Annotated in this window: 16 protein-coding genes and 3 pseudogenes; 6 read left to right on the forward strand and 13 right to left on the reverse strand. The window is 44.1% G+C overall.

All coding sequences use genetic code 11. The features are described 5' to 3' along the window. Both tssM and FTU45_RS02250 read left to right on the forward strand, forming a co-directional pair. Complete coding sequence (gene tssM, locus FTU45_RS02245; protein WP_180075834.1) at nt 1–3,828, forward strand: type VI secretion system membrane subunit TssM; 3,828 nt, start codon at nt 1–3, stop codon at nt 3,826–3,828. A gap of 89 nt (nt 3,829–3,917) precedes the next feature. Continuing rightward, nucleotides 3,918–4,694: an OmpA family protein gene (locus tag FTU45_RS02250; RefSeq protein ID WP_180075835.1), complete on the forward strand. Its 777-nt coding sequence runs from the start codon at nt 3,918–3,920 to the stop codon at nt 4,692–4,694. Between the two features lie 363 nt (nt 4,695–5,057). On the opposite strand, the gene FTU45_RS02255 is transcribed toward FTU45_RS02250, so the two are convergent. The 3 genes and pseudogenes from FTU45_RS02255 to FTU45_RS02265 all read right to left on the reverse strand — a co-directional run bounded on the left by FTU45_RS02255 (nt 5,058) and on the right by FTU45_RS02265 (nt 6,189). Next, on the reverse strand, nt 5,058–5,246 hold the full coding sequence (locus FTU45_RS02255; protein ID WP_159515784.1) for a hypothetical protein: 189 nt from the start codon (nt 5,244–5,246) through the stop codon (nt 5,058–5,060). 90 nt (nt 5,247–5,336) lie between these two features. After that, a pseudogene (locus FTU45_RS02260) lies at nt 5,337–5,747 on the reverse strand (transposase family protein); the annotation flags it as partial. A gap of 37 nt (nt 5,748–5,784) precedes the next feature. Continuing rightward, nucleotides 5,785–6,189, reverse strand: a complete 405-nt coding sequence (locus FTU45_RS02265; protein WP_180075836.1) for a transposase family protein — start codon at nt 6,187–6,189, stop codon at nt 5,785–5,787. A 402-nt stretch (nt 6,190–6,591) separates the two neighbouring features. Between FTU45_RS02265 and FTU45_RS02270 the strand changes: the two are divergent. Further along, nucleotides 6,592–6,849, forward strand: a pseudogene (locus tag FTU45_RS02270) (SDR family NAD(P)-dependent oxidoreductase); the annotation flags it as partial. Beyond that, a pseudogene (locus FTU45_RS15425) lies at nt 6,840–6,926 on the forward strand (hypothetical protein); the annotation flags it as partial. The pseudogenes FTU45_RS02270 and FTU45_RS15425, both read left to right, overlap by 10 nt. Before the next feature lie 89 nt (nt 6,927–7,015). On the opposite strand, the gene FTU45_RS02275 reads toward FTU45_RS15425, so the two are convergent. From FTU45_RS02275 to FTU45_RS02300, 6 genes are all read right to left on the reverse strand, one after another. Then, nucleotides 7,016–8,077, reverse strand: a complete 1,062-nt coding sequence (locus FTU45_RS02275; protein WP_180075837.1) for an enoyl-CoA hydratase/isomerase family protein — start codon at nt 8,075–8,077, stop codon at nt 7,016–7,018. Nucleotides 8,078–8,097: 20 nt separating this feature from the next. Next, on the reverse strand, nt 8,098–8,871 hold the full coding sequence (locus FTU45_RS02280; protein ID WP_180075838.1) for an enoyl-CoA hydratase: 774 nt from the start codon (nt 8,869–8,871) through the stop codon (nt 8,098–8,100). 22 nt (nt 8,872–8,893) lie between these two features. Further along, a complete protein-coding gene (locus tag FTU45_RS02285) occupies nt 8,894–10,021 on the reverse strand; it encodes an acyl-CoA dehydrogenase family protein (RefSeq protein WP_005096876.1) in 1,128 nt (375 codons plus the stop codon). Between the two features lie 59 nt (nt 10,022–10,080). Then, a complete protein-coding gene (locus FTU45_RS02290; protein ID WP_005096878.1) occupies nt 10,081–11,730 on the reverse strand; it encodes an AMP-binding protein in 1,650 nt (549 codons plus the stop codon). Nucleotides 11,731–11,816: 86 nt separating this feature from the next. Next, the gene (mmsB, locus tag FTU45_RS02295; protein ID WP_180075839.1) at nt 11,817–12,707 is read right to left on the reverse strand and encodes a 3-hydroxyisobutyrate dehydrogenase; all 891 of its coding nucleotides are present in this window, start codon (nt 12,705–12,707) and stop codon (nt 11,817–11,819) included. A gap of 11 nt (nt 12,708–12,718) precedes the next feature. Then, a complete protein-coding gene (locus FTU45_RS02300; RefSeq protein WP_005170980.1) occupies nt 12,719–14,248 on the reverse strand; it encodes a CoA-acylating methylmalonate-semialdehyde dehydrogenase in 1,530 nt (509 codons plus the stop codon). Nucleotides 14,249–14,424: 176 nt separating this feature from the next. Between FTU45_RS02300 and FTU45_RS02305 the strand changes: the two genes are divergently transcribed. Both FTU45_RS02305 and FTU45_RS02310 read left to right on the forward strand, forming a co-directional pair. Beyond that, nucleotides 14,425–15,309, forward strand: coding sequence for a LysR family transcriptional regulator (locus FTU45_RS02305; protein ID WP_100535098.1), 885 nt, complete (start codon nt 14,425–14,427; stop codon nt 15,307–15,309). A gap of 133 nt (nt 15,310–15,442) precedes the next feature. Beyond that, nucleotides 15,443–16,120 carry a type 1 glutamine amidotransferase domain-containing protein gene (locus FTU45_RS02310; protein ID WP_100535099.1) on the forward strand — a complete coding sequence of 226 codons (678 nt, stop codon included), beginning with the start codon at nt 15,443–15,445 and terminating at the stop codon, nt 16,118–16,120. Nucleotides 16,121–16,217: 97 nt separating this feature from the next. On the opposite strand, the gene aliA is transcribed toward FTU45_RS02310, so the two are convergent. The 4 genes from aliA to badH form a co-directional block, all read right to left on the reverse strand. Continuing rightward, a complete protein-coding gene (gene aliA / locus FTU45_RS02315) occupies nt 16,218–17,873 on the reverse strand; it encodes a cyclohexanecarboxylate-CoA ligase (RefSeq protein WP_100535100.1) in 1,656 nt (551 codons plus the stop codon). Nucleotides 17,874–18,035: 162 nt separating this feature from the next. After that, nucleotides 18,036–19,193, reverse strand: a complete 1,158-nt coding sequence (gene aliB, locus FTU45_RS02320) for a cyclohexanecarboxyl-CoA dehydrogenase (RefSeq protein WP_180075840.1) — start codon at nt 19,191–19,193, stop codon at nt 18,036–18,038. 12 nt (nt 19,194–19,205) lie between these two features. Next, on the reverse strand, nt 19,206–19,988 hold the full coding sequence (gene badI, locus FTU45_RS02325) for a 2-ketocyclohexanecarboxyl-CoA hydrolase (RefSeq protein WP_159138123.1): 783 nt from the start codon (nt 19,986–19,988) through the stop codon (nt 19,206–19,208). A gap of 62 nt (nt 19,989–20,050) precedes the next feature. After that, a complete protein-coding gene (badH, locus tag FTU45_RS02330) occupies nt 20,051–20,818 on the reverse strand; it encodes a 2-hydroxycyclohexanecarboxyl-CoA dehydrogenase (protein WP_074382791.1) in 768 nt (255 codons plus the stop codon). Between the last annotated feature and the right edge of the window lie 212 nt (nt 20,819–21,030).

A 21,030-nucleotide genomic window follows, 5' to 3' on the forward strand; every position in this document is an offset into this window, starting at 1 on the left:
GTGAATACACTATTTTATACAGTCTTGGGCTATGTCTGGCAGTACATTGGTAATCCTAAAGCGATGATGGCCTTATCTTTTTTAGTGGTCATTATTTCCATGAAGAATACGGTCGCTGATCGAGTCTTCTGGATTTTACTGTTGGTCTATGCTGCTATTTTAATAGGTTGGGGGATTTATGCATTTATCCAGCGTTATCGGTCTGCTAAACAGGACGAAAAAATTGCAACGGCCTTAGCTCAAAATACCGAGGCTGAAAGCAAGAATAATAAAGCAGAACTTCAGTTAATCAGTCAACAGGTCAAAGAGTCCATCCAGCTGATTCGTAAATCTAAACTGGGCGATTGCAAGGCTAATGCTGCACTCTATGAACTGCCTTGGTATATGGTGATTGGTCATCCTGAAGCAGGGAAAAGTTCTGCCATTTATCACTCAGGTCTACGCTTTCCATTTGAAGCAACCCATCAGAAAATGCGATCTGCCAGGCTCAATGGAACTCGAAACTGTAACTGGTTTTTTTCAACACAGGGTGTGTTGCTGGATACCGCTGGGCGGTATTCGGTCTATCCTGAAGACCATCCGGAATGGCTGGGATTTTTGAATATTCTCAAGAAAAATCGTGCTAAAGCCCCAGTGAATGGATTGATTGTGATGGTCAGTGTGGCCGAACTGGTCAACCAAAGTCCGGAGAAGTCTATGCAACTGGCCAAAAGTCTGCGGGCGCGTATACAGGATCTGACTGAACGTCTAGAGGTATTTGCTCCGGTTTATCTGGTATTTTCCAAGATGGATCTGATTGCCGGATTCACGGAGTTTTTTGATTGTTATCATGAGCAGGAATTTGATCAGGTTTGGGGTGCCACCTTGGCCTATGAACCAGCTTCCAGTGAAAATGCTGTTCAATTGTTTGAAAAGCATTTCAGTATTTTATATGACGGACTCAAAAATGTAAGTACGACCCACTTAACCCGTCGTCATTCGCAGCAGATATCACCCAGCGTGATGACCTTTCCTTTGGAATTTAAGAGTCTTAAACCAGTATTCAAGACCTTTATTGCAACCTTGTTTCAGGAAAATCCTTACCAATTTAAACCGGTTTTTCGTGGCTTTTATTTTACCAGTGCCTTACAGGAAGGCCAGATTGAAAGTCCAATGACAAAACAGATTGCTGAGGATTTTCATCTGATTCGCAGTGATGATGAAATTGCGCTATCCACTCCATCAACATCCCAGAATCAAGGTTATTTCCTGAAAAGCCTATTTTCTGAGGTCATCCTTAAAGATAAGCATCTGGTAAAGCAGCATATTAATCCGGCACGAAAACGTCAGCGCTTTATGGCTTTTACCGGAGCTTTACTCACAGTATCAATTGTATTGAGTATGTGGATATGGTCTTATCGCAATAACCAGCAGTTAATGGCTGAGGTTCAGGCTGACCTGAATAAGGTGGTGCTGATGCAGCAACAGTCAGGAACTGAACTGGCCACACAAATGGATGCATTATTAATCCTGCAAGCGCATTTACAACAGTTGGATCAATTTGATCAAAGGCTTCCATTCAAGTATCGTTTTGGTCTGTATCAAGGGCATCAGATCCGGGAAAAACTGCAAGCTGAATATTTGAAAGGAATTGAGCAATTAATCTTGCAGCCTACCCAGCAGAGTATTGCGGAATATCTACAACGGGTAAAACAGCATTCGGCGACTTTAAAAGAAAATCATATCAATGTACAAGTTCAGCTGGTTGCACAAGTTCAACAACTGGCCTTAGCGCCATCAGACCAAAATCCACAAGATGCCTATAATGCGCTTAAGACTTATTTGATGTTGAGCAACCGCCAATATATAGATTCAAGTCATTTGAGTGACCAGCTGACACGGTTCTGGCGAAACTGGCTTGATCAGCATCAGGGGCAGCAGCCACGTACCGAAATGTTGCAAAAGGCCGAACAATTACTCAGTTATGCCATGACCTTGACAGGTTCAAGTTCATTTCCTCTGCTTAATCCTGATACTGTTCTGGTGGAACAGACCCGTCAGGTTTTGTCAGCACTGACGACAGGCGTATCCGCACGTGACCGTGTGTATAACGAAATTAAAATGCGGGCTTCGGTACGTTTTCCAGCCTTAACCATCAAGCAGATGGTGGGGGAAAGTGCTCAAACAATAATGTTCGGAAGTTATGCCTTACCCGGTTTTTATAGCTATCAAGCCTGGAATGATTATGTACAACATGCCATAGATACGGCAGCTCAAAGCTCAACCGAAAGCAAAGACTGGGTATTGAATACCATCCAATCAGATGACCTGAGTTTCAGTGGGAGTCCGGAACAAATTCGACGCCAGCTGACTGAAATGTATAAAAAAGAATATATCAGTGAATGGCGTAAATTTTTAAATGCAATTCATTATGCCAAGACAACCGATTTTAATCAGCATACCCGTCAGATTGATATTCTGGGTGAGCCAGAAAACTCACCCATCCGCAAGGTCATTCAACGTGTAGCCCAAGAAACCAGCTGGGATAATCCTGTGGTGCAAGCTGAATTGGCAGTTCCACAAAAAGGTTTTATTGCCTGGTTTAAACGTAAAGTATTGCAACGTGATGATGTGAAACAGGCACAGAATTCTGCATCACATTTATCTCATGGCGTGATTTCTAAAGATTTTCAGTTGTTTTATCAGATTGTACGCTCGCGAGACGATCTGCAGAACCGGTCGCTGCTAGATGAGTATATGCAGTCGATGGCCAAGGTTCGAAGCCGTTTCAATGATTTAAAAAGTTCTGGCGATATTGGTCCTGCCAGCATGATCTTAGTCAAACAAACCATTGATGAGCAGAACTCTATCTTCAATATTATACAGAAATTTGTCGATGAAAAAATGTCGGTGGGAAGCAATGAGCTGGATCAACAGCTGATTAAAAAATTATTGAGTGTGCCGCTGACACGTTCCTTTGAAAGCCTGATGATTCCGGCCCAGGCTGAAATGAATAAATTATGGCAGATACAGGCCTATCAACCATTTAGTGGAAATTTGGCACAAAAATATCCGTTTAGCAGTCAGGCCAGTTTGCAGGCAAGCTCTCAGGAAATTAATCAGATTTTTGGTGAAAATGGCAGTATTGCACGTTTTGTCAAAGAGCATCTGGATCCTCTGGTGATCCGTCGCGGCTATAGTCTGACTTCAAAAACCTGGCAAGATTTAGGCATTAGTCTAAATCCTGCCTTTATTGCAAGTTTTCAGAATTATGTCGCACCGGTACATGGTCTGGCGACTGGAGAGTTAAACCATACCAATTCAAAAACCGTGAACCTCAATCAATCTAATTTTCAGTTTTATCCCTTAGAACAGTCTCACTTACTAGCGTATACCATTGATATTGATGGACAAAGAATGCTATTTGAAAATGGTGTTCAACAATGGGTGAATTTTATCTGGCCAAATCCTGGCACCATTCCGGGCGCGCGAATCACAGTAATCGATCTGGAAGGGAAGACCCATACCATATTTGATGAACCAGGTGAATATGGCATCAACCGCATGATTGATAATGCACAACGTACTCAAAAAGGCAATATTTTTGAAATGGTGTGGCGCAGCAAAGATTATCCTGAACTATTTGTGAAGACCCATTTCCGGCTGGTGAGTGGTAATAATTCAAGTTCTATCGGAGGTCAGCCAAATTATAGCAATTTGCAACTGGTAGATCAGATCGTCTCGAATAAATCGGTACGTGTGGTCGCTGCACAGCGTACTGCGGTGTCTGGACAAATAAATCAAACATCTATGCTTCCGGTAGGAAAAACAGGAGCGACGACGCCATGATCTTTTTAATCCAAAATAAATAAATAAATGTCAGATGAGCTTAACTCACGATATTAAACTATAAAAAACACATGGGGTAGAAACCTGAAATGAAAATAAAAAAAACCTGCTTAAAATTGAATTATATAAATAAAATCATAATTTTATTATCTATATGTTTAGGCGGCGGCGTACAGGCCCAATCCATTATTGTTGAAGGTGTTGTACCGAATGACAGCACACAACAGGAAATTTTGAATAAACTCTATGCAACTTATGGCCAGAAAAATGTGATAAATCGCATTCAGATCCGTCAAGTGACAGCACCAATTGGATGGTCGAATGCGGTAAATAAGGTGATTAATGATGATCTTAAAAAGGTAAAACAAGGTAAATTAACGGTCAAAGGGTCTAATATTCAGTTGATTGGTAAGGTTTTGAATCTTCATGAAATGGATATCACTACTAAAAAGTTTCAAGGTTTAATACCAGCAAATTATCATTTAAATGCACAGCTCACTGTAAATCAGGCAGAACAGCAGATTATTGATGCGGTATTAAAGAATCGCATTGTTGAATTTGAATCTGGTAGTGCGGTACTGGCAGCGTCCGGTGCAAAGATTCTGGATGAAATGGTCATAGCTTTAAATAAGGTGAGCGGAAAGAAGGTACGGATTATTGGACATACTGATAGTTCAGGTGACGCCAACAAAAATATAGTACTGAGTCAACAGCGCGCAGAAGCCGTAAAGAATTATTTAATCAGTAAAAATATAGCAGCTGAAAATTTAAGTGTTGATGGTTTAGGATCAACTCAACCTATAGCTGATAATTTAACAGCTGAAGGTCGTAAGAGAAATCGCAGGATTGAATTTGAAGTGCTTTAAAGCTTAGGTTGCTTGAGCAACATATCTATTTGTGGCTTACAGATTGATTTCGTATAATGTATATTATGTTAAATTGAGTGCATGATACTTTAAGTTCATCTATCTTCTTGTCCATAAAAGTTAATTTTGAAATTTTCAGTGGAAATTAAAGCTAATTATGAAATAAAACCCACTTTGGAAAAATTTCATTTTTAGCTTTATTGCCTTTTAGTATCAAAAGATCATTTTTTTTATAGAGGTATAACTCAACACCTCTATGAAGTTAATCTCATATTTTCTTTTCTTCAGATTAAATTTCTCATGCACTATTACGTCAGCTATTACATTTAGTGTGACCATGTTAGTTTGGCTGCTTCAACACCTTCATGTAATTTTACTGGTGTATCTTCTTGCTAATATATTTATTGACCCTGCCAAACCTGGTAAAGGCCTATCCTTATCTGAAGCATGATCTGCTAGAGATTCTAGCCCATATACATCTGGTAAATCATGAATAGTGTCTCTTTCAATGGGGTTTTCTGCTTTATCTTTATTATTTTCATAAGTTTGCAATATTGCTTCTTTTTCAAACTTTGCAATATCTAAAGCATTTTTCTGCTATTTATTAATCAGATAAATTTTTATGAATATAATAGACTTCCTTCATAAATCATTTTTCAACCAATTTAATTGTTTATCTTTCACCCAATCTAAATTGTATATGCCAGCAAGTAAATTAAACCGCAGGTTTAATCGTTTACGACGATTTCTATATACACAAGATAAAATCTTAAAACATTTCATCCTTCCAAATACATGCTCTACTTGAATTCGTCTACGACCAATCTCTTTATTTAACTTTTTTAATTCAGAATCTAGTTTTTCAGTTTTCTTTGCTTTAGATGGCATGAGGCATCCAAAACCCAATTTCTTTATCCCTAAATACCCCTTATCAACGATAAAAAAGGGCTTAAATTTTAATTTCCTCATGCTTTTTTTAAATATTTTAAAATCATGCATGCTTCCATGACTTCCACATACACTCAGTATTTCACCTGTTGTATAGTGCATAGATAGCTGAAATTTAAAGGTATGTCGCTTTTTTTTACCGCTATACCATTTCTTCTGTTTTTTTTGGACGTTGAACTAATATTTCAGTTGCATCAATCACAACAACTTCCCAATCCACTTCATCTCGATTAGGAAGTTGTTTTGGCAAGTTAAATTTTCCAGAACGGATTAAGGTATCTTCAATAACGCGTGTGATACGAATTGCACTCGTTTCAGATACACCGTAACTCATACCAAGATGGAAAAATGTTCGATATTCTCTCCAATATTCTATACATAAGAGCAAACGATCTTCCAACGGTAATTTATGTGGTCGTCCTTTACCAATATGACAAGGTAACTCCTTATTTAGCTCGGCCAACATGAGGTTAAATGTAGCCCAACTAACACCGGTAAGCCTACGAAACTTAACGCCTGATAATTTTTGAATATCTTTGAATTTCATCCAAGGATTATCCCTTGGATTAAATAATTTTGCTGATTAATTTAAGATCAAATAAATTGTACGTTTTTTGATTTATGACGGAAGTCTAATAATTATTAATTTATTCAATATATTCAGGTATTTAAATCAATACCAACTCATATCCTAAAAAGACATAAAAGCTATAATATAAATGATTGCTCAAAATTTGAGAGATAGAATGCTGTAAACCATAGGCGGTATTCTGTTCTATTAAGATTTAGACAATGGCGGCATCTAGTTTTACTTAAAATCATGTCAATCACAGCTCTATGAATAATTGATAAATCTCGAATACATTCTGTTATTAAATGTTGAGACCGAATGCATAAAGCTAGAAAGCCTCTAAGATATTTCTAAACTTTGTACAGAGAAAGGGAAAATATGAATAACTATCCTGAAACCCCTGCTTCAACTAAAACTCAAGATCATCAACCTGGTGTGCAAACCAAAATGGATCCTGCACCGGAAGTCATCAAACCGAATTATAAAAGTAGCGATAAACTTAAAGGTAAAATTGCCCTGATCACAGGTGGCGATAGCGGTATAGGCCGATCAGTCTCGGTCTTGTTTGCCCGTGAAGGTGCTGATATTGTGATTTGTTATCTGGATGAAGATCAGGATGCTCAAGATACCAAAAAGAGGAAGCCGAACGTATTGCCTGGTCTACTGTCAACAAGCAAGATGGCGGTGGCAAGAAAAGGAAAAAATCCCATTAATAATAGGAAGTTAGGGTAAAATCCTATGTTGAAAGCTCGGCGAAAAACCCTCTCATTACTGCGTATGAGAGGGTTTTTAATCTGAATCTTTAATATGTATTTTCTACGCGCTGTTGAGTCCATGCTGGCCAGAGCTTTTCCAGTGTTTGTTCAAATTCTGCATTCTCGGTTCGCCACTGCGGATTTTTGTCTTTATCAATAATCAGCGCACGAACCCCTTCAATAAAGTCGCCCTGCTCTAACCAGACATCCTGCAAGTCCCGTTCCAGTTGCATACATTTTTCTAGCGACAAATTCTGTCCGGCTTGCTGTAACTTCAGGCTGGTTTGCTTGGCCATAACCGGACGTTGCTGCAAAATTGCCAGCATTTTACTAGCCCATTCCTGATCGGTTGAATTACTTGTATGAGCAAGACTCTGTTCAATCTCCTTGAGGTTTGGATGGCCAAAATGCTGACTAATCAGATCTGCACGTTTTTGCAACTCGCTTTCTACCGGATGGGTAATGTACGCACTGATGATTTTTTGGATTTCAATCTGATTTAATACCGGTGCAGCAATCAATGCGGTTTCCAGTTCAGCAAAATTTTCACTCGGTACATGATAATCGACCAGATCCAGATATAGCGCATCACTGCTGCTGATCTGCTCCCCTGTCAACGCCATATAAATGCCTACATCATCCAGTCGGGAGAGAAAGTGGGTGGCTCCCACATCCGGGAAAAATCCAATCGCGGTTTCTGGCATGGCAAAGCGTGATTTTTCACTGCTCACTTTAATATGACAGGCTTGAGCCAGACCAAAGCCGCCGCCCAGAACATAACCATCCATCATCACGATGACAGCCTTTGGAAAATTGCGCAGTGTGCTCAGCATGCTATATTCAGTGGCAAAAAAATCCTGATATTGGGTATTGCCTGCCTGATAGCTGTCATACAGATAACGGATGTCTCCTCCGGCACAGAATGCCTTGGGACTGTTAGAATTGATCAGAATCGCTTGCACCGCTGGATCATGGCGCCACTGATCTAGTTGTGACTGAATCCCTTGAATCATCCGCAGGGTTAAGGCATTTAAATGACTGGTGCGGTCCAGGCTGATAATGCCTAAACGTCCTTGTACCCGAATCGCTAAATTATTTTCATCACTCATTTTATTTTCCTATTTTTGTTTTATTGATGGGTGAATTTGGCTGGGCGTTTTTCGACAAAAGCCTGCATGCCTTCCTTTTGATCAGCACCGGCAAAAATGGAATGGAATATCCGTCGTTCAAAGCGTAGACCTTCGGCCAGACTGACTTCAAAAGCCCGATTAATTGATTCTTTAATCATCATCACGGCCGTAAGCGACTTTTCAGCAATTTTTTCGGCAGCTTGCAGAGTTTGTTCTAGTAACTCTTCTTTGGCAAAGACACGTGCCACTAACCCACTTTGCTCGGCTTCTTGCGCGCCCATGTGACGTGCAGTCAGACACATTTCCATGGCTTTGGCTTTACCAATCGCCAAGGTTAAACGCTGGGTCCCGCCAATGCCGGGCAACACGCCTAAGGTAACTTCAGGCAAACCAAATTTTGCATTATCAGCGCAGTAAATAAAGTCGCACATCAATGCCAGCTCGCAACCACCACCCAAGGCATAGCCGCTCACTGCGGCAATTAAAGGTTTACGGCGCTGCGCAATCCGGTCGGCCAGACTAAAAAAATCGTCCAGATAAATTTGCGGAAAATTCAGATCTGCCATTTCTTTAATATCGGCACCAGCAGCAAAAGCTTTTTCCGAACCGGTAATCACGATACAACCAATTTCGGGGTCTTTTTCCAGCTGATCAAGAGCCTGATTGACCTCGACAATCAGCTGGTTATTCAGTGCATTTAACGCCTGAGGACGGTTTAAGGTAATCAGTCCAACACCGTTACGTTGTTCGAGTAAAATGGTTTGCCATTGCATGATAAAAATCCTTTTTAATTCCTTATAAACTGCGTGCAATCACCAGACGCTGAATATCGCTGGTGCCTTCATAGATCTGACAAATCCGCGCATCCCGATAGATGCGTTCAATCGGAAAATCTTTCAGATAGCCATAGCCACCAAAAATTTGTAGCGCCTTGGAACACACGCGTTCTGCCATTTCCGAAGCAAAGAGTTTGGCCATAGAGGCTTCGGTTAAACAGCTTTCACCTGCTTCCTTTTTACGTGCAGCAAAATGGACCAGTTGTCGCGCCGCTTCAATTTCGGTGGCCATGCTGGCCAGCCTGAACGAAATCGCCTGCTGTTCAAAAATCGGTTTGCCAAAGGCCACGCGATCATGTGCATAAACAGTCGCTTCTTCCAATGCAGCGCGGGCCAGACCCACTGCTTGTGCGGCAATGCCGATCCGTCCACCTTCCAGATTGGCCAAGGCAATTTTTAAGCCTTCACCTTCTGCACCGAGTCTTAAACTTTCATGAACGCGGACATCGGTTAAAGCAATCTGACAGGTATCCGAAGCATGCAGACCGAGTTTTTCTTCGACCCGAATCACTTCATAACCGGGCGTGTCGCGCGGCACTAAAAATGCACTCATGCCTTTTTTTCCCGCAGTTGGATCGGTCACGGCAAAGACAATAATCATCCCGGCATTATGACCCGAGGTAATAAACTGTTTGGCGCCATTGATAATGTAGTGATCGCCATCTTTCACGGCCCGGGTTTTAATCGCTGCAGCATCCGATCCGGTATGCGGTTCGGTCAGGGCGAAGGCACCAATCATTTGCCCTTGAGCCAAAGGTTTTAGAAACTGCTGCTTTTGCTGTTCCGTTCCAAACTTCAGAATCGGCACACACCCCACCGAGTTGTGTACGCTCATGATGGCGGACGTTGCACCATCTGCCGCTGCCACTTCTTCGAGGGCCAGTACATAAGCCAGCGTGCCTGTACCTGAACCGCCCCACTCTTCTGGAATCAGCATGCCTAAAAAACCTAGCTCACCCATTTGAGACAAGGTCTGTTTAGGAAATATGCCTTTTTGATCCCACTCGCCGGCAAAAGGTTTAATCTGTTCCTGAGCGAAGCTTTTGGCCATATCCTGAATCAGTTGTTGCTCTTCCGTAAATTGCATGGATGCTTCCTTCAATCTCTTTATTTAATATTTTTATTCAATCTGCTGGCTTTGGCTAGTTATGCGGTCTTTACCTGCTGCTTGTTGATTTCCTGATTACGCAGTAAGAAACGCTGAATCTTGCCACTCGGGGTTTTTGGCAATTCTGTGACGAATTCAATCAGGCGCGGATAGGCATGCGCAGACAAACGCTTTTTCACAAACTGGCCTAGTTCTTCTTCCAGATGAGATGAAGCTGCAAAGTTATTCGCCAGAATCACAAAGGCTTTAATCACTTCGGTACGTTCAGGATCAGGCACGCCAATGACTGCTGCTTCAATCACGGCATCATGTTCCAGCAAGGCACTTTCCACATCAAATGGCCCCACGCGATAGCCTGAGGTGGTAATGACATCATCACTACGTCCAACAAAGCTCATACTGCCATCAGCATGAATTTCCGCGGTATCACCGGTTAAATAGTAATGTCCAACAAAGGGCGATTTACGGCTTTCTTCATAACCCGAGAACCACATCATGGGTGATTGACTGATATCCACTGCCAGGACGCCCGGAACGTCAGCCGTTAATTCATGACCTTGTTCATCGACGACTGCAATCCGGTAACCCGGGCTGGCAAAGCCTGCCGAACCTGAACGGACCGGATGTTGTAGCGCATGATGATTACACACCACCATCCCGACTTCAGTCTGGCCATAATGGTCATAAATTGGCACATCCAGCACCTCTTTAAACCAGCGGATCACTTCCGGGTTTAAAGGTTCTCCAGCACTGCTGACCACGCGCAACTTGCCCCGTAGCTGTGCCATCTGTTCAGCATCTGCTGCCATCATCATGCGGTAAGCGGTCGGCGCACCGGCCAGATTGGTAATGCCATATTGCTTGACAATGTCGCAGACACTTTCGGCATTGAAACCACCCTCATAAAACAGGGTCGAGTGTCCGAGCAATAACGGGCCGGTAATCCCATAGTACAAACCATAAGCCCAGCCCGGATCAGCAATATTCCAGAAAGCATCATCTTCGGTTAGACCGATGGCATTGTGCATATAGCCAGCAAAAGCAATCAGGGCTTTAAGTGGAACTTTTAAGGGCTTGGCCGGTCCAGTGGTTCCAGAGGTAAACATCAATAAAAATGGCTCATCGATACTGAGCATTTCCAGTTCACAACCTTCAGCCTGGCGATTTAACACAGTCCAAAAACTGAGGTCCTGTGGATAACGCTCTGCCTCGGTTTCAACATGTACGGTGACGATCGTGGGACAAGCACTAAGATTGGATAGTTTCTCCCGATTCGCCAGATCAGTCACTACCAGCTTGCTTTGCGCCAGCTGAATGCGATGTTCAATAGCTTTGGGACCAAAGGCCGTAAATAAAGGTTGATACACTGCACCAATCCGCCAGGTCGCTAAAATGGTAATGATCAGCTCTGGAGTCCGCGGTAATAATCCGGAAACGCGGTCGCCTTTGCCAATGCCTTGAGATTTTAAAAAGTTGGCAAACTGGCTGGAATATTTCTTGAGTTCGCGAAAACTATACTGTTCTTTGCGGCCATCTTTACCGTACCAGTGTAAAGCAATTGCATCGGAGTCAGCATGGCGGTCGCAACATTCATAACAGGCGTTCAGCGCCTGCATCGAACCGGACAGATACTGCTTTGCCACTGCATCTAAATCAAAATTTTCAATTGTTTTTTGATAATCTAACATGTTAAACCTCAGCCTGAATTTATCGTTATTACTGACAAGGTATTGTTGATGAAGCGAATCCTTGCTCCATCTGGATATTTTAAGTTTTAAGCAGGTGGCGTGGTGTATTGATGCATGATGCTGGAAAAATCCAGATGCGCATCCCCTTCCTGACAAAGCTGTTGATAGAGTTTCTGCACCATGCTACCCAGAACCACCGGTTGGTCCACCTGTTGCGCTGCATCGACAGCCAGGCCCAAATCTTTAAGCATCAGCTGTGCTGCAAAACCATCGGTATAACCCCGTGATGACGGTGCATTGGCACAGATATCCGGCCAAGGATTATAGATTTCAGAACTCCAGCAACGTCCAGTGGAACTATTGATTACCCCGGCTAGTGCTTGCGGATCAATTCCCAGTTTGGCTCCAAGTGCCATGCCTTCTGCAACAGCAGTCATGGAAATCCCCAGAATCAGGTTATTACAGATTTTTGCAACCTGTCCTGTTCCTACAGCGCCACAATGCACCAGATTTTTGCCCATACAGTTGAGGACCGGTTTTACGGCCTCAAAGGTGGCATCGTCTGCACCCACCATAAAGGTCAAAGTTCCGTCTTTGGCGCCCAAAGTCCCGCCAGAGACTGGCGCATCACAGACGCGAATTTGCTTGGCCTGCGCTGCTGCGGCAACCTCCTGAATGGTTTGCGGGTCAATGGTACTGCTGTCGACACACAAACTGCCCGCCTGAAGCACGTTCAGAATACCGTGCTCACCGAGATAAACTTCACGTACATGCTTGGCTGCAGGTAACATGCTGACCACAATATCTGCCTGTTTTGCGGCCGCTTGTGGACTGTCACAAACGATACCACCCGCTTCGGCAAAATGCTGTAAAGCGACTTCACTCAAGTCATAACCAAAAACCTGATGCCCTGCCTTGAGCAGGTTCTGCGCCATCGAGCCACCCATGTTGCCCAAACCAATAAATGCAATCTTCATGCTGATGCTCCTTAGCGCAGGCTAATCGTGGTATTGACACCTGTGGTTTCCTGATCATCTTCAAACCAGCGGCTGGTAATGGTTTTGGTCTGGGTATAGAACTGCACTGCCTGCTTGCCATAAGGACCTAAATCCCCCAGTTTTGAACCACGCGAACCGGTAAAGCTGAAGAACGGCACAGGTACAGGAATTGGAATGTTAATACCGACCTGACCGATATCAATCTGGTGCTGGAATGTGCGTGCAGTATTGCCATTTTGGGTAAAGAGTCCAACGCCGTTACCGAATGGATTGGCATTAATCAGCTCAATCGCTTGTTCTAAAGTATCAACATGTATGATCGCCAGTACCGGACCGAAGACTTCTTCTTGATAAATGCGCATATCGGTCGTGACCTGATTAAAAATCGTTGGCCCGACAAAATTGCCTTTTTCATAACCCGGAACATTTACATCACGGCCATCCAGCAGCAGTTCAGCGTCCTGTTCAACGCCACTGTTAATTAAGTCTATGACACGGGCTTTGGCACGGGTCGAAATCACTGGCCCAACATCAGTATTCGGTTCATGCCCGGCATTCACCTTTAAGGTTTTGGTTTTAGCCACCAGTTCATCGACCCAGTGCTTGGTGTCCCCGACCATCACGGCCACCGAAAGCGCCATACAACGCTGACCGGCTGCACCAAATGCTGCACCGACCAACGCATTTAAGGTCTGTTCTTTATTGGCATCCGGCATCACCACGACATGGTTTTTCGCGCCCATCATCGACTGTACACGTTTACCGTGCTGGCCGGCCAGATTGTAGACATGCGTACCCACAGCGGTTGAACCGACAAAGGAAATGGCTTTGATGTCACGATGGGTACACAGCAGATCCACCACTTCTTTACCGCCATGCACTACATTCAGCACACCAGCAGGTACGCCTGCCTCAATTGCCAGTTCCACCAGCATCATGGTCGATAGCGGATCCTGTTCCGAGGGCTTTAAGACAAAGGTATTACCGCAGACAATCGCCATCGGGAACATCCACAGTGGAATCATCGCCGGAAAGTTAAACGGCGTAATTCCCGCACAAACACCGAGTGGTTGCTGCAAGGTATAGGTATCGACCCCACGTGCCACACCTTCAACATATTCCCCCATTTGTAGTGAACCAATAGAACAGGCATGCTCCACCACTTCTAAGCCACGCTGAATGTCACCTTCGGCATCAGCCAGGGTTTTGCCCTGTTCCGCCGTTAATACTTGGGCAATACTTTTTAAGTTAGTACGAATCAGATCCTGCAGCTTCAACATAATCCGCATACGTGCCTGAATCGGGGTTTGGCGCCAGCTGGCAAAGGCATTTTGTGCGGCAGCAATCGCGGCATTGACTTCTTCTGCAGTTGCAAATGGTACCTGACCCAAAACTTCTTGAGTGGCAGGGTTGATAATATCTTGCCAATGACTGGTTTTTGATTCGACAAATTCACCATTAATGAGGAGTTTTGCGGTGGTGAATCCGGTACTTTGCTGTGGATGATGAATGGCGTTCATGGTCGCTCCGTGCTGGTTTGTTATTGTCGTTGTGTCTGCCTTTACTGGCTGTTTTAAACGTATTATTTTTACGCTGTTTCAGTAGACTAACAAAGAACACTTTGACCACCAATAGAAATTGATGCACGATAGATGTGCAAATATGCACAGGGATTTAACAGGATGTTAAATAGAAGATGAAAGTAGATTGGGATCATTTACGTTTCTTTTTGGTTTTGGCACGTGCCAAAACGCTCACCAATGCAGCACGCTTGATTGGGGTGGAACACAGTACCGTGGCACGGCGGATTCAGGCGCTGGAAAACACCTTGGGTACTCAACTGTTTAAACGCGAAGCGACAGGGTATGAGCTGACCTCGGAAGGTCTGGCATTGGTGCCGCGTGTGGAACTGATGGAACAATCCTTTATCCAGATTGACAAACGCAACGATCCCTTGCAAGGCCGGGTGCGGATTGGTGCACCAGAAGGTTTTGGTACGGCATTTTTAGCGCGCTTACTGGCCGAGTTCTCCCAGCACTACCCTTTACTGACCATTGACCTGATTCCGGTGCCGAAAGCGATCAAACTTTCGCATCGTGAAGCCGATATTGTAATTGCGATTGACCGGCCCAAATCGGGCCCCTATATCATTACCCGTCTGTCGAATTACTGTCTAAAACTGTATGGCAGTCAGCATTATTTACAGAAAAATCCGCAAATTAAAAAACTGGAAGACCTCAAGCAGCACCGTTTTGTCGATTATATTGATGATCTGGTCTATAGCTCGGCCCTGTATTCGCTGGAACGTTTGCCGTTGCAAGTGACGGCCTGTTTTCGCAGTAACAGTATTCTGGCCCAGCAGATTGCGGTCAGTGCCGGTGCCGGACTGGCGATATTACCGAGATTTCTGGTGCATGATAAAACTGAGCTGGAAGAAGTCTTGAGTGATCAGGTGAATTTTACCCATACTTTCTGGATGCTCACGCTGGTCGATTTACAGCATGAACCAAAAATCAAACTGGTCTGGGACTTTCTGCGCAAACAGGCCGATGTCCAGCAAGAGCTGTTAATGGGCGCTTAGATTTAGATCACTTCTTTGAGCTAAACACGTATCGATACAGCAAATGAACGTATCACAACATTATTTTCCCTAGACCCTTGTTAAATTAACAGCCGATGAGTCGAATAATTTTAGAACAATTTAGGAAAATCATATGAAAATTCTGATCGTGCTGACCTCACATGACAGCTTGGGCGACACAGGCAAGAAAACCGGTTTCTGGCTGGAAGAACTGGCCGCCCCTTATTATACGTTTGTCGATGCAGGTGCTGAAGTCACCTTGGCCTCTCCCAAAGGTGGCCAGCCACCGTTAGATCCAAAAAGTAATGAAGCGGATGCCCAGACCAAAGCGACCGAGCGTTTTAAATCAGATACCTCAGCGATGCAGGATCTGTCTCAGACCCGAAAGCTGAGTGAAGTTTCGATTGCCGATTTTGATGCGGTATTTTATCCGGGTGGTCATGGACCCTTATGGGATCTGGCCGAAGACAGAGATTCAATTGCGCTGATCGAGCAAAGTTTACAGGCCAATAAACCGGTGGCTTTGGTCTGTCATGCACCCGGTGTGCTACGACATGTAAAAGGCCATAATGGTCAGCCGCTGGTCAAAGGCAAGTCCGTGACCGGTTTTAGTAATAGCGAAGAAGATGCGGTTGGCTTGACGGATATTGTACCTTTTCTGGTGGAAGACATGCTGAAAGAACATGGCGGCCAATACTCTAAAGCGGAGGATTGGCAGGTGCATGTCCAGCAAGATGGTTTATTGATTACGGGACAAAATCCGGCATCTTCTGCTGCAACCGCAAAAGCCTTACTGAAATTCGCGAAATAACAGCTAAACGCCCTCTTAATCGTTGATGTCTAAATGGAATAAAACCAATAAACTCCTGAATGGATTTTTCAGGAGTTTATGTTGAGAGAAATGAGATTTAACTGGCGGAAGCAATATGTTGAGCCAGCAGTTCCCGAAGTTTAAATTTCTGGATTTTCCCGGATGGGGTCATCGGAATTTCTTCCCAGACCTCTAAACGTTCCGGAATATACTGGATTGCCAGATTATGGGCTTTCAGGAAATCGACCAGATCCTTTAATGCCATGTGCGGCGCACCTTCTTTCAGCTTCACAATGGCACAGGCTTTTTCACCCAGTCGTTCATCTGCATAAGGAATTAAGGCCACGGTTGCCACATCTGGATGCAGATAGATCAAAGATTCAACTTCGGCCACCGGAATATTTTCACCACCGCGAATAACCACATCTTTTTTACGCCCGGCAATCCGGATATAACCCTGCTCATCTACATAAGCAATATCACCGGTATCAAACCAGTCATCCTCACTGGTTTCGTTTAAATGTGGGCGTTTCAGATAACCACCAAAATTCGAACAGCTCCGGATCATTAGCGTGCCGGATTGATGTGGTGCCAATTCCTCGCCATCATCGCCTACCACTTTGACTTCAACGCCAGGCAGCGGCAGACCGTCAGTATTAAATGAACGCTCATCATCATCTTCCGGACGAGTTGTAGTCACCGCACCACACTCGGTCATCCCCCAAGCGGAAATCACTTTCACACCGATGTTTTGACGTGCTTTTTGCACCAGCGTGCTTGGAATAGGTGCACCGGCACACAGGAATATTTTCAGACTATCTAAAGATTTGTGACTATTGAGTACCGCTTCAGACAAGTCATTTAAAAATGGTGTCGAAGCCATAGTGAAAGTCGCCTGATGCTTATGCATCAGCTCGATGGCCGTATTGACCTCCCAGACATCCAGCAATACCGCTTTGGCTTTTAACAGCACAGGCATAATCAGGCCATACATAAAACCGGTTTGATGCGCCATCGGTGATCCCATGAAAATCACATCATTCTGGTTTAAATGCAAACGCTTGGCATAAGGCACGATATTGGAAAATAAGGTATTCGCAGTATGCATCACCCCTTTGGGTTCGCCAGTGGTACCGGAGGTAAACACCAGTTGAGCAATATCATCAGCTGTGATGGTGACATCATTCAGGGTATTCAGGATTTGTGGATCTTGATCCAGTCCGTGGTTAAGCAATAAGTTTTCAAAACTGTTCTCGCCTTCACCACCGACGACAATAATCTGTTCCAGGCTCTCAATATTTTTCTGTAATTGATCGGCCAGTTTTTCATGGTCAAACTTACGAAATACTTTCGGTACGATAAAGACCTTACTTTCCGTATGTTTCAGCATGAATGAAAGCTCACGCTCTCGGAAAATCGGCATCAGCGGATTCAGGATGGCACCAATCCGGCGACACGCAATATACAATAGCGTAAACTCCCACCAATTGGGTAACTGGCAAGAAACGATATCCTGTTTCTGCACGCCTAAACGCTTCAGTCCCAAAGAGATTTTATTGGCTGTATGCAGCATTTCCCGGTAGCTAAAGCTTGTTTCAGACTGATCTTCAGTTTTATAACTGACCAAGGCCACTTTATCAGGATGTTGATGTACAGCTTCATTCAATGATTGAAGAATGGTCTTATTTAACCAATAACCTTGTTGCAACATTTTTTCCCGGCGTGGGGGTAAAAGAACCGCATCGAAATCCATTCCATAACTCCAATTTTATCATTATCTACCTGTTCTTTTGGTCAGACCGAACACTAGTCATCAACTCAAACATTGCAGATCTAAATTCTGCGATGCAGATGACACAAAATTCTATTTGAATCATCTGCACGATTGATCACGCACCCACATGATCTGTTTACATCAGGCAGGAACGGCTTTACGTCCGGCCTTTTTACGCGCAATAATGGTTTTCATGATCTGAGCTGTTCCGTCACCAATCTGGAAGCCGAGTACATCACGCATGCGCTGTTCCATCACACCACGGTCATATCCGGCATGACCAAAGGTCAATAAGCATTGATGAATCACGTCATAGGCCAGTTTTGGCCCCCACCATTTACACATTCCAGCTTCGGAAGTATGTGGCAGATGATTGTCTTTGAGCCATAAGGTTTGCAGACAGAGTAAACGCGCGGCTTCTACCTGGGTTTCATACTCGGCCAATGGATGCGATACGCCTTGAAATGCTGTTAAGGGCTGACCAAAGGCTTCACGTTGCGCCGCATATTCCCAGGCTTCAGCCAGACTGACACGTGCAACAGCCAGAACCTGTAAACCAATCAAGGCACGTGAAAAGTCAAAGCCTTGCATGACCTGCACAAAACCTTTGTTTTCATCACCTAAGCGATGATTGACCGGAACGCGAACATTATCAAAGAAGATTGAACCGCGACCAATGGCACGTTGCCCATGACAGTCAAAACGCGTGGTGCTAATGCCAGATAAATTCATGGGAACCAGGAGTGCTGTCACGCCATGCGCACCATCTTCATTGGCGCCAGTACGACCAAACACCACCGAAGCATCGGCCTGATCGGCAGCCGAAATCGAAGTCTTTTCGCCATTAATGATATATTCATCGCCGTCACGTTCGATTTTTAAACGCAGGTTGGCAGCATCTGAACCACCACGCGGCTCGGTCAAGGCAATCGAAAAAATTGCTTCACCGGCGGTCAGTTTCTTCAGCCACGGTTCAACCACTTCGGGTTGACCATGTTCCGCCAGAATCTGGCCATTTAGCGAAGCGAGCAGATTGATATAGGAAAAACTTAAATCCGCTTTGGCTACCGCTTCATGAATAATACCTGCTGCCAGGCGTCCCATGCCTTGGCCGCCATATTGTTCCGGAAGTTCCGGTGCAATAAAGCCCATCTCTCCCATTTTTTTGACCAGATCACGATCAAACACCCGACTTTGGTCGCGTTCTAAAAAACTGGGGGCAATATATTTTTGCGCAAACTTTTCAGCAGTTTCTGCTAAAAACTCTAAGTCTTCCGTGATATAAGGATTTTTAGTCATGCTATATCTTCCTTATTTATAAAATTTACGAAATTCAGGCTGGCGCTTTTCTTTGAGTGCATTGACGCCTTCACGCGATTCTTCCGTGTCGTAATACAGTTTTAGTGCATACATGCCCATACCGGCAATCCCCGCCTGATGTGCGGTATCCATATTGAAGCTACGTTTGGCAATGGCGATGGCTGTCGGACTACGCTGACAGATTTCTTCGGCCCAAGCCTGTACTTCAGCATCAAGTTGATCTGCAGGTACACATTTATTGGCAAGACCCATTGCAACCGCTTCTTGGCCTGTATAGCGACGGCACATATACCAGATTTCACGGGCTTTTTTCTCACCGACTACACGTGCTAAATACGCTGTGCCATAACCCGGATCGACTGAACCCATTTTCGGTCCCACCTGACCAAAAATGGCATTCTCTGAACAAATGGTCAGGTCACAAATAGTCGCCAAAACGTTACCGCCACCTATCGCATAACCTTGTACACGAGCGATCACCGGTTTAGGCACATCACGCATTGCGGTATGTAATTCTTCCATTGGCAAACCAATGGTGCCACGGCCATCATAGTTTCCATCATGCGCGGATTGATCCCCGCCGGTACAGAAAGCACGATCACCGGCGCCAGTCAGTACAATCGCACCCACTTCACGGTCATAGCCGGCCTTGTTTAAGGCTTTGATTAATTCATCACAGGTCGTACCACGAAAGGCATTCATTTTTTCTGGACGATTGATGGTGATCCAGGCTACACCGTTTTTCACTTCGTATAAGATATCTTCAAAAATCATTGTTATAACTTCCTGTATTTATCTATCTGACTTTATTTTTCATATTTTCTAGCAGTTTTTGCTTAACCACTCATGGTTAAACCACCCGAAACACTGAGTACTTGTCCAGTAATAAAACTGGCATCATCACTTAAAAAGAAGGCAATCGAAGAGGCTAAATCTTCAGGTTGACCTAAACGACCGAGTGGAATAGCACGAGTGAAAGCCTCACGTAATTTTTCTGGATTCGATGCACCTTCGGTGACACCTGCCAGTAAGGCTGTATCGGTTGGTCCCGGACAAATCACATTAATTTTAATGTTATGACGAGAATGTTCACGGGCCAGTGTTTTTGAGAATGAAAGCAGTCCGCCCTTACATGCAGCATAAACGGCTTCACCCGAAGAACCAACCCGCGCAGCATCAGAAGCAATGTTGACGATACTGCCAGAATTGCGCTCGACCATGCCTTTCAGAACGGCAAAGTGCATATTCAGCATGCCGACCAGATTAATCTGGATCAGCTTGTCCCATTCTTGCGGATTGGTTTTGACAAAAGGTTTGAAAATATCCCAACCGGCATTATTGACCAGTCCATCTATCGGGCCAAGCTCGGCTTCTACTTGCTGTACAGCCTGCTCGACCACATCGCGATCGGTAATATCACACTGCACCGCCAAAGCTTGATTATTGTGCTGATTAATGTCCTGAGCCAACTGTTCAGCGGCTGCAATATTCATATCAAAAATCGCAACTTTGGCACCTTCTTCCGCCAGACGGCGACAGGTTGCCGAACCAATTCCACCTGCGCCACCAGTCACGATGATTACTTTGTCCTTTAAGCCTTTCATTTAGCTCTCCTTGGTATATTTTTATCTGATTCTGATTAACTATTGTTCATATATCGCCTGTTATCACTAAAATAGGATTAGAATATTTTTATGTCAATATATTTACATAAATTAAAATTAAATATTTATTTAATCATTTAATATCAATAAATTAACTTTTTAACAGAATAAATACATTGACATATATTGACTTTGATCTTAACGTTTAGCAT

The organism is Acinetobacter sp. YH12106, assembly GCF_013418995.1.
Lineage (GTDB): Bacteria > Pseudomonadota > Gammaproteobacteria > Pseudomonadales > Moraxellaceae > Acinetobacter > Acinetobacter pseudolwoffii.

Bases quoted from the DNA above. Each gene is read 5' to 3' on its own strand.
- FTU45_RS02250 (WP_180075835.1), top strand. From the start codon at position 3,918: ATGAAAATAAAAAAAACCTGCTTAAAATTGAATTATATAAATAAAATC.
- FTU45_RS02265 (WP_180075836.1), bottom strand. From the start codon at position 6,189: ATGAAATTCAAAGATATTCAAAAATTATCAGGCGTTAAGTTTCGTAGG.
- FTU45_RS02275 (WP_180075837.1), bottom strand. From the start codon at position 8,077: ATGAGTGATGAAAATAATTTAGCGATTCGGGTACAAGGACGTTTAGGC.
- FTU45_RS02280 (WP_180075838.1), bottom strand. From the start codon at position 8,871: ATGCAATGGCAAACCATTTTACTCGAACAACGTAACGGTGTTGGACTG.
- FTU45_RS02285 (WP_005096876.1), bottom strand. From the start codon at position 10,021: ATGCAATTTACGGAAGAGCAACAACTGATTCAGGATATGGCCAAAAGC.
- FTU45_RS02290 (WP_005096878.1), bottom strand. From the start codon at position 11,730: ATGTTAGATTATCAAAAAACAATTGAAAATTTTGATTTAGATGCAGTG.
- mmsB (WP_180075839.1), bottom strand. From the start codon at position 12,707: ATGAAGATTGCATTTATTGGTTTGGGCAACATGGGTGGCTCGATGGCG.
- FTU45_RS02300 (WP_005170980.1), bottom strand. From the start codon at position 14,248: ATGAACGCCATTCATCATCCACAGCAAAGTACCGGATTCACCACCGCA.
- FTU45_RS02305 (WP_100535098.1), top strand. From the start codon at position 14,425: ATGAAAGTAGATTGGGATCATTTACGTTTCTTTTTGGTTTTGGCACGT.
- FTU45_RS02310 (WP_100535099.1), top strand. From the start codon at position 15,443: ATGAAAATTCTGATCGTGCTGACCTCACATGACAGCTTGGGCGACACA.
- aliA (WP_100535100.1), bottom strand. From the start codon at position 17,873: ATGGATTTCGATGCGGTTCTTTTACCCCCACGCCGGGAAAAAATGTTG.
- aliB (WP_180075840.1), bottom strand. From the start codon at position 19,193: ATGACTAAAAATCCTTATATCACGGAAGACTTAGAGTTTTTAGCAGAA.
- badI (WP_159138123.1), bottom strand. From the start codon at position 19,988: ATGATTTTTGAAGATATCTTATACGAAGTGAAAAACGGTGTAGCCTGG.
- badH (WP_074382791.1), bottom strand. From the start codon at position 20,818: ATGAAAGGCTTAAAGGACAAAGTAATCATCGTGACTGGTGGCGCAGGT.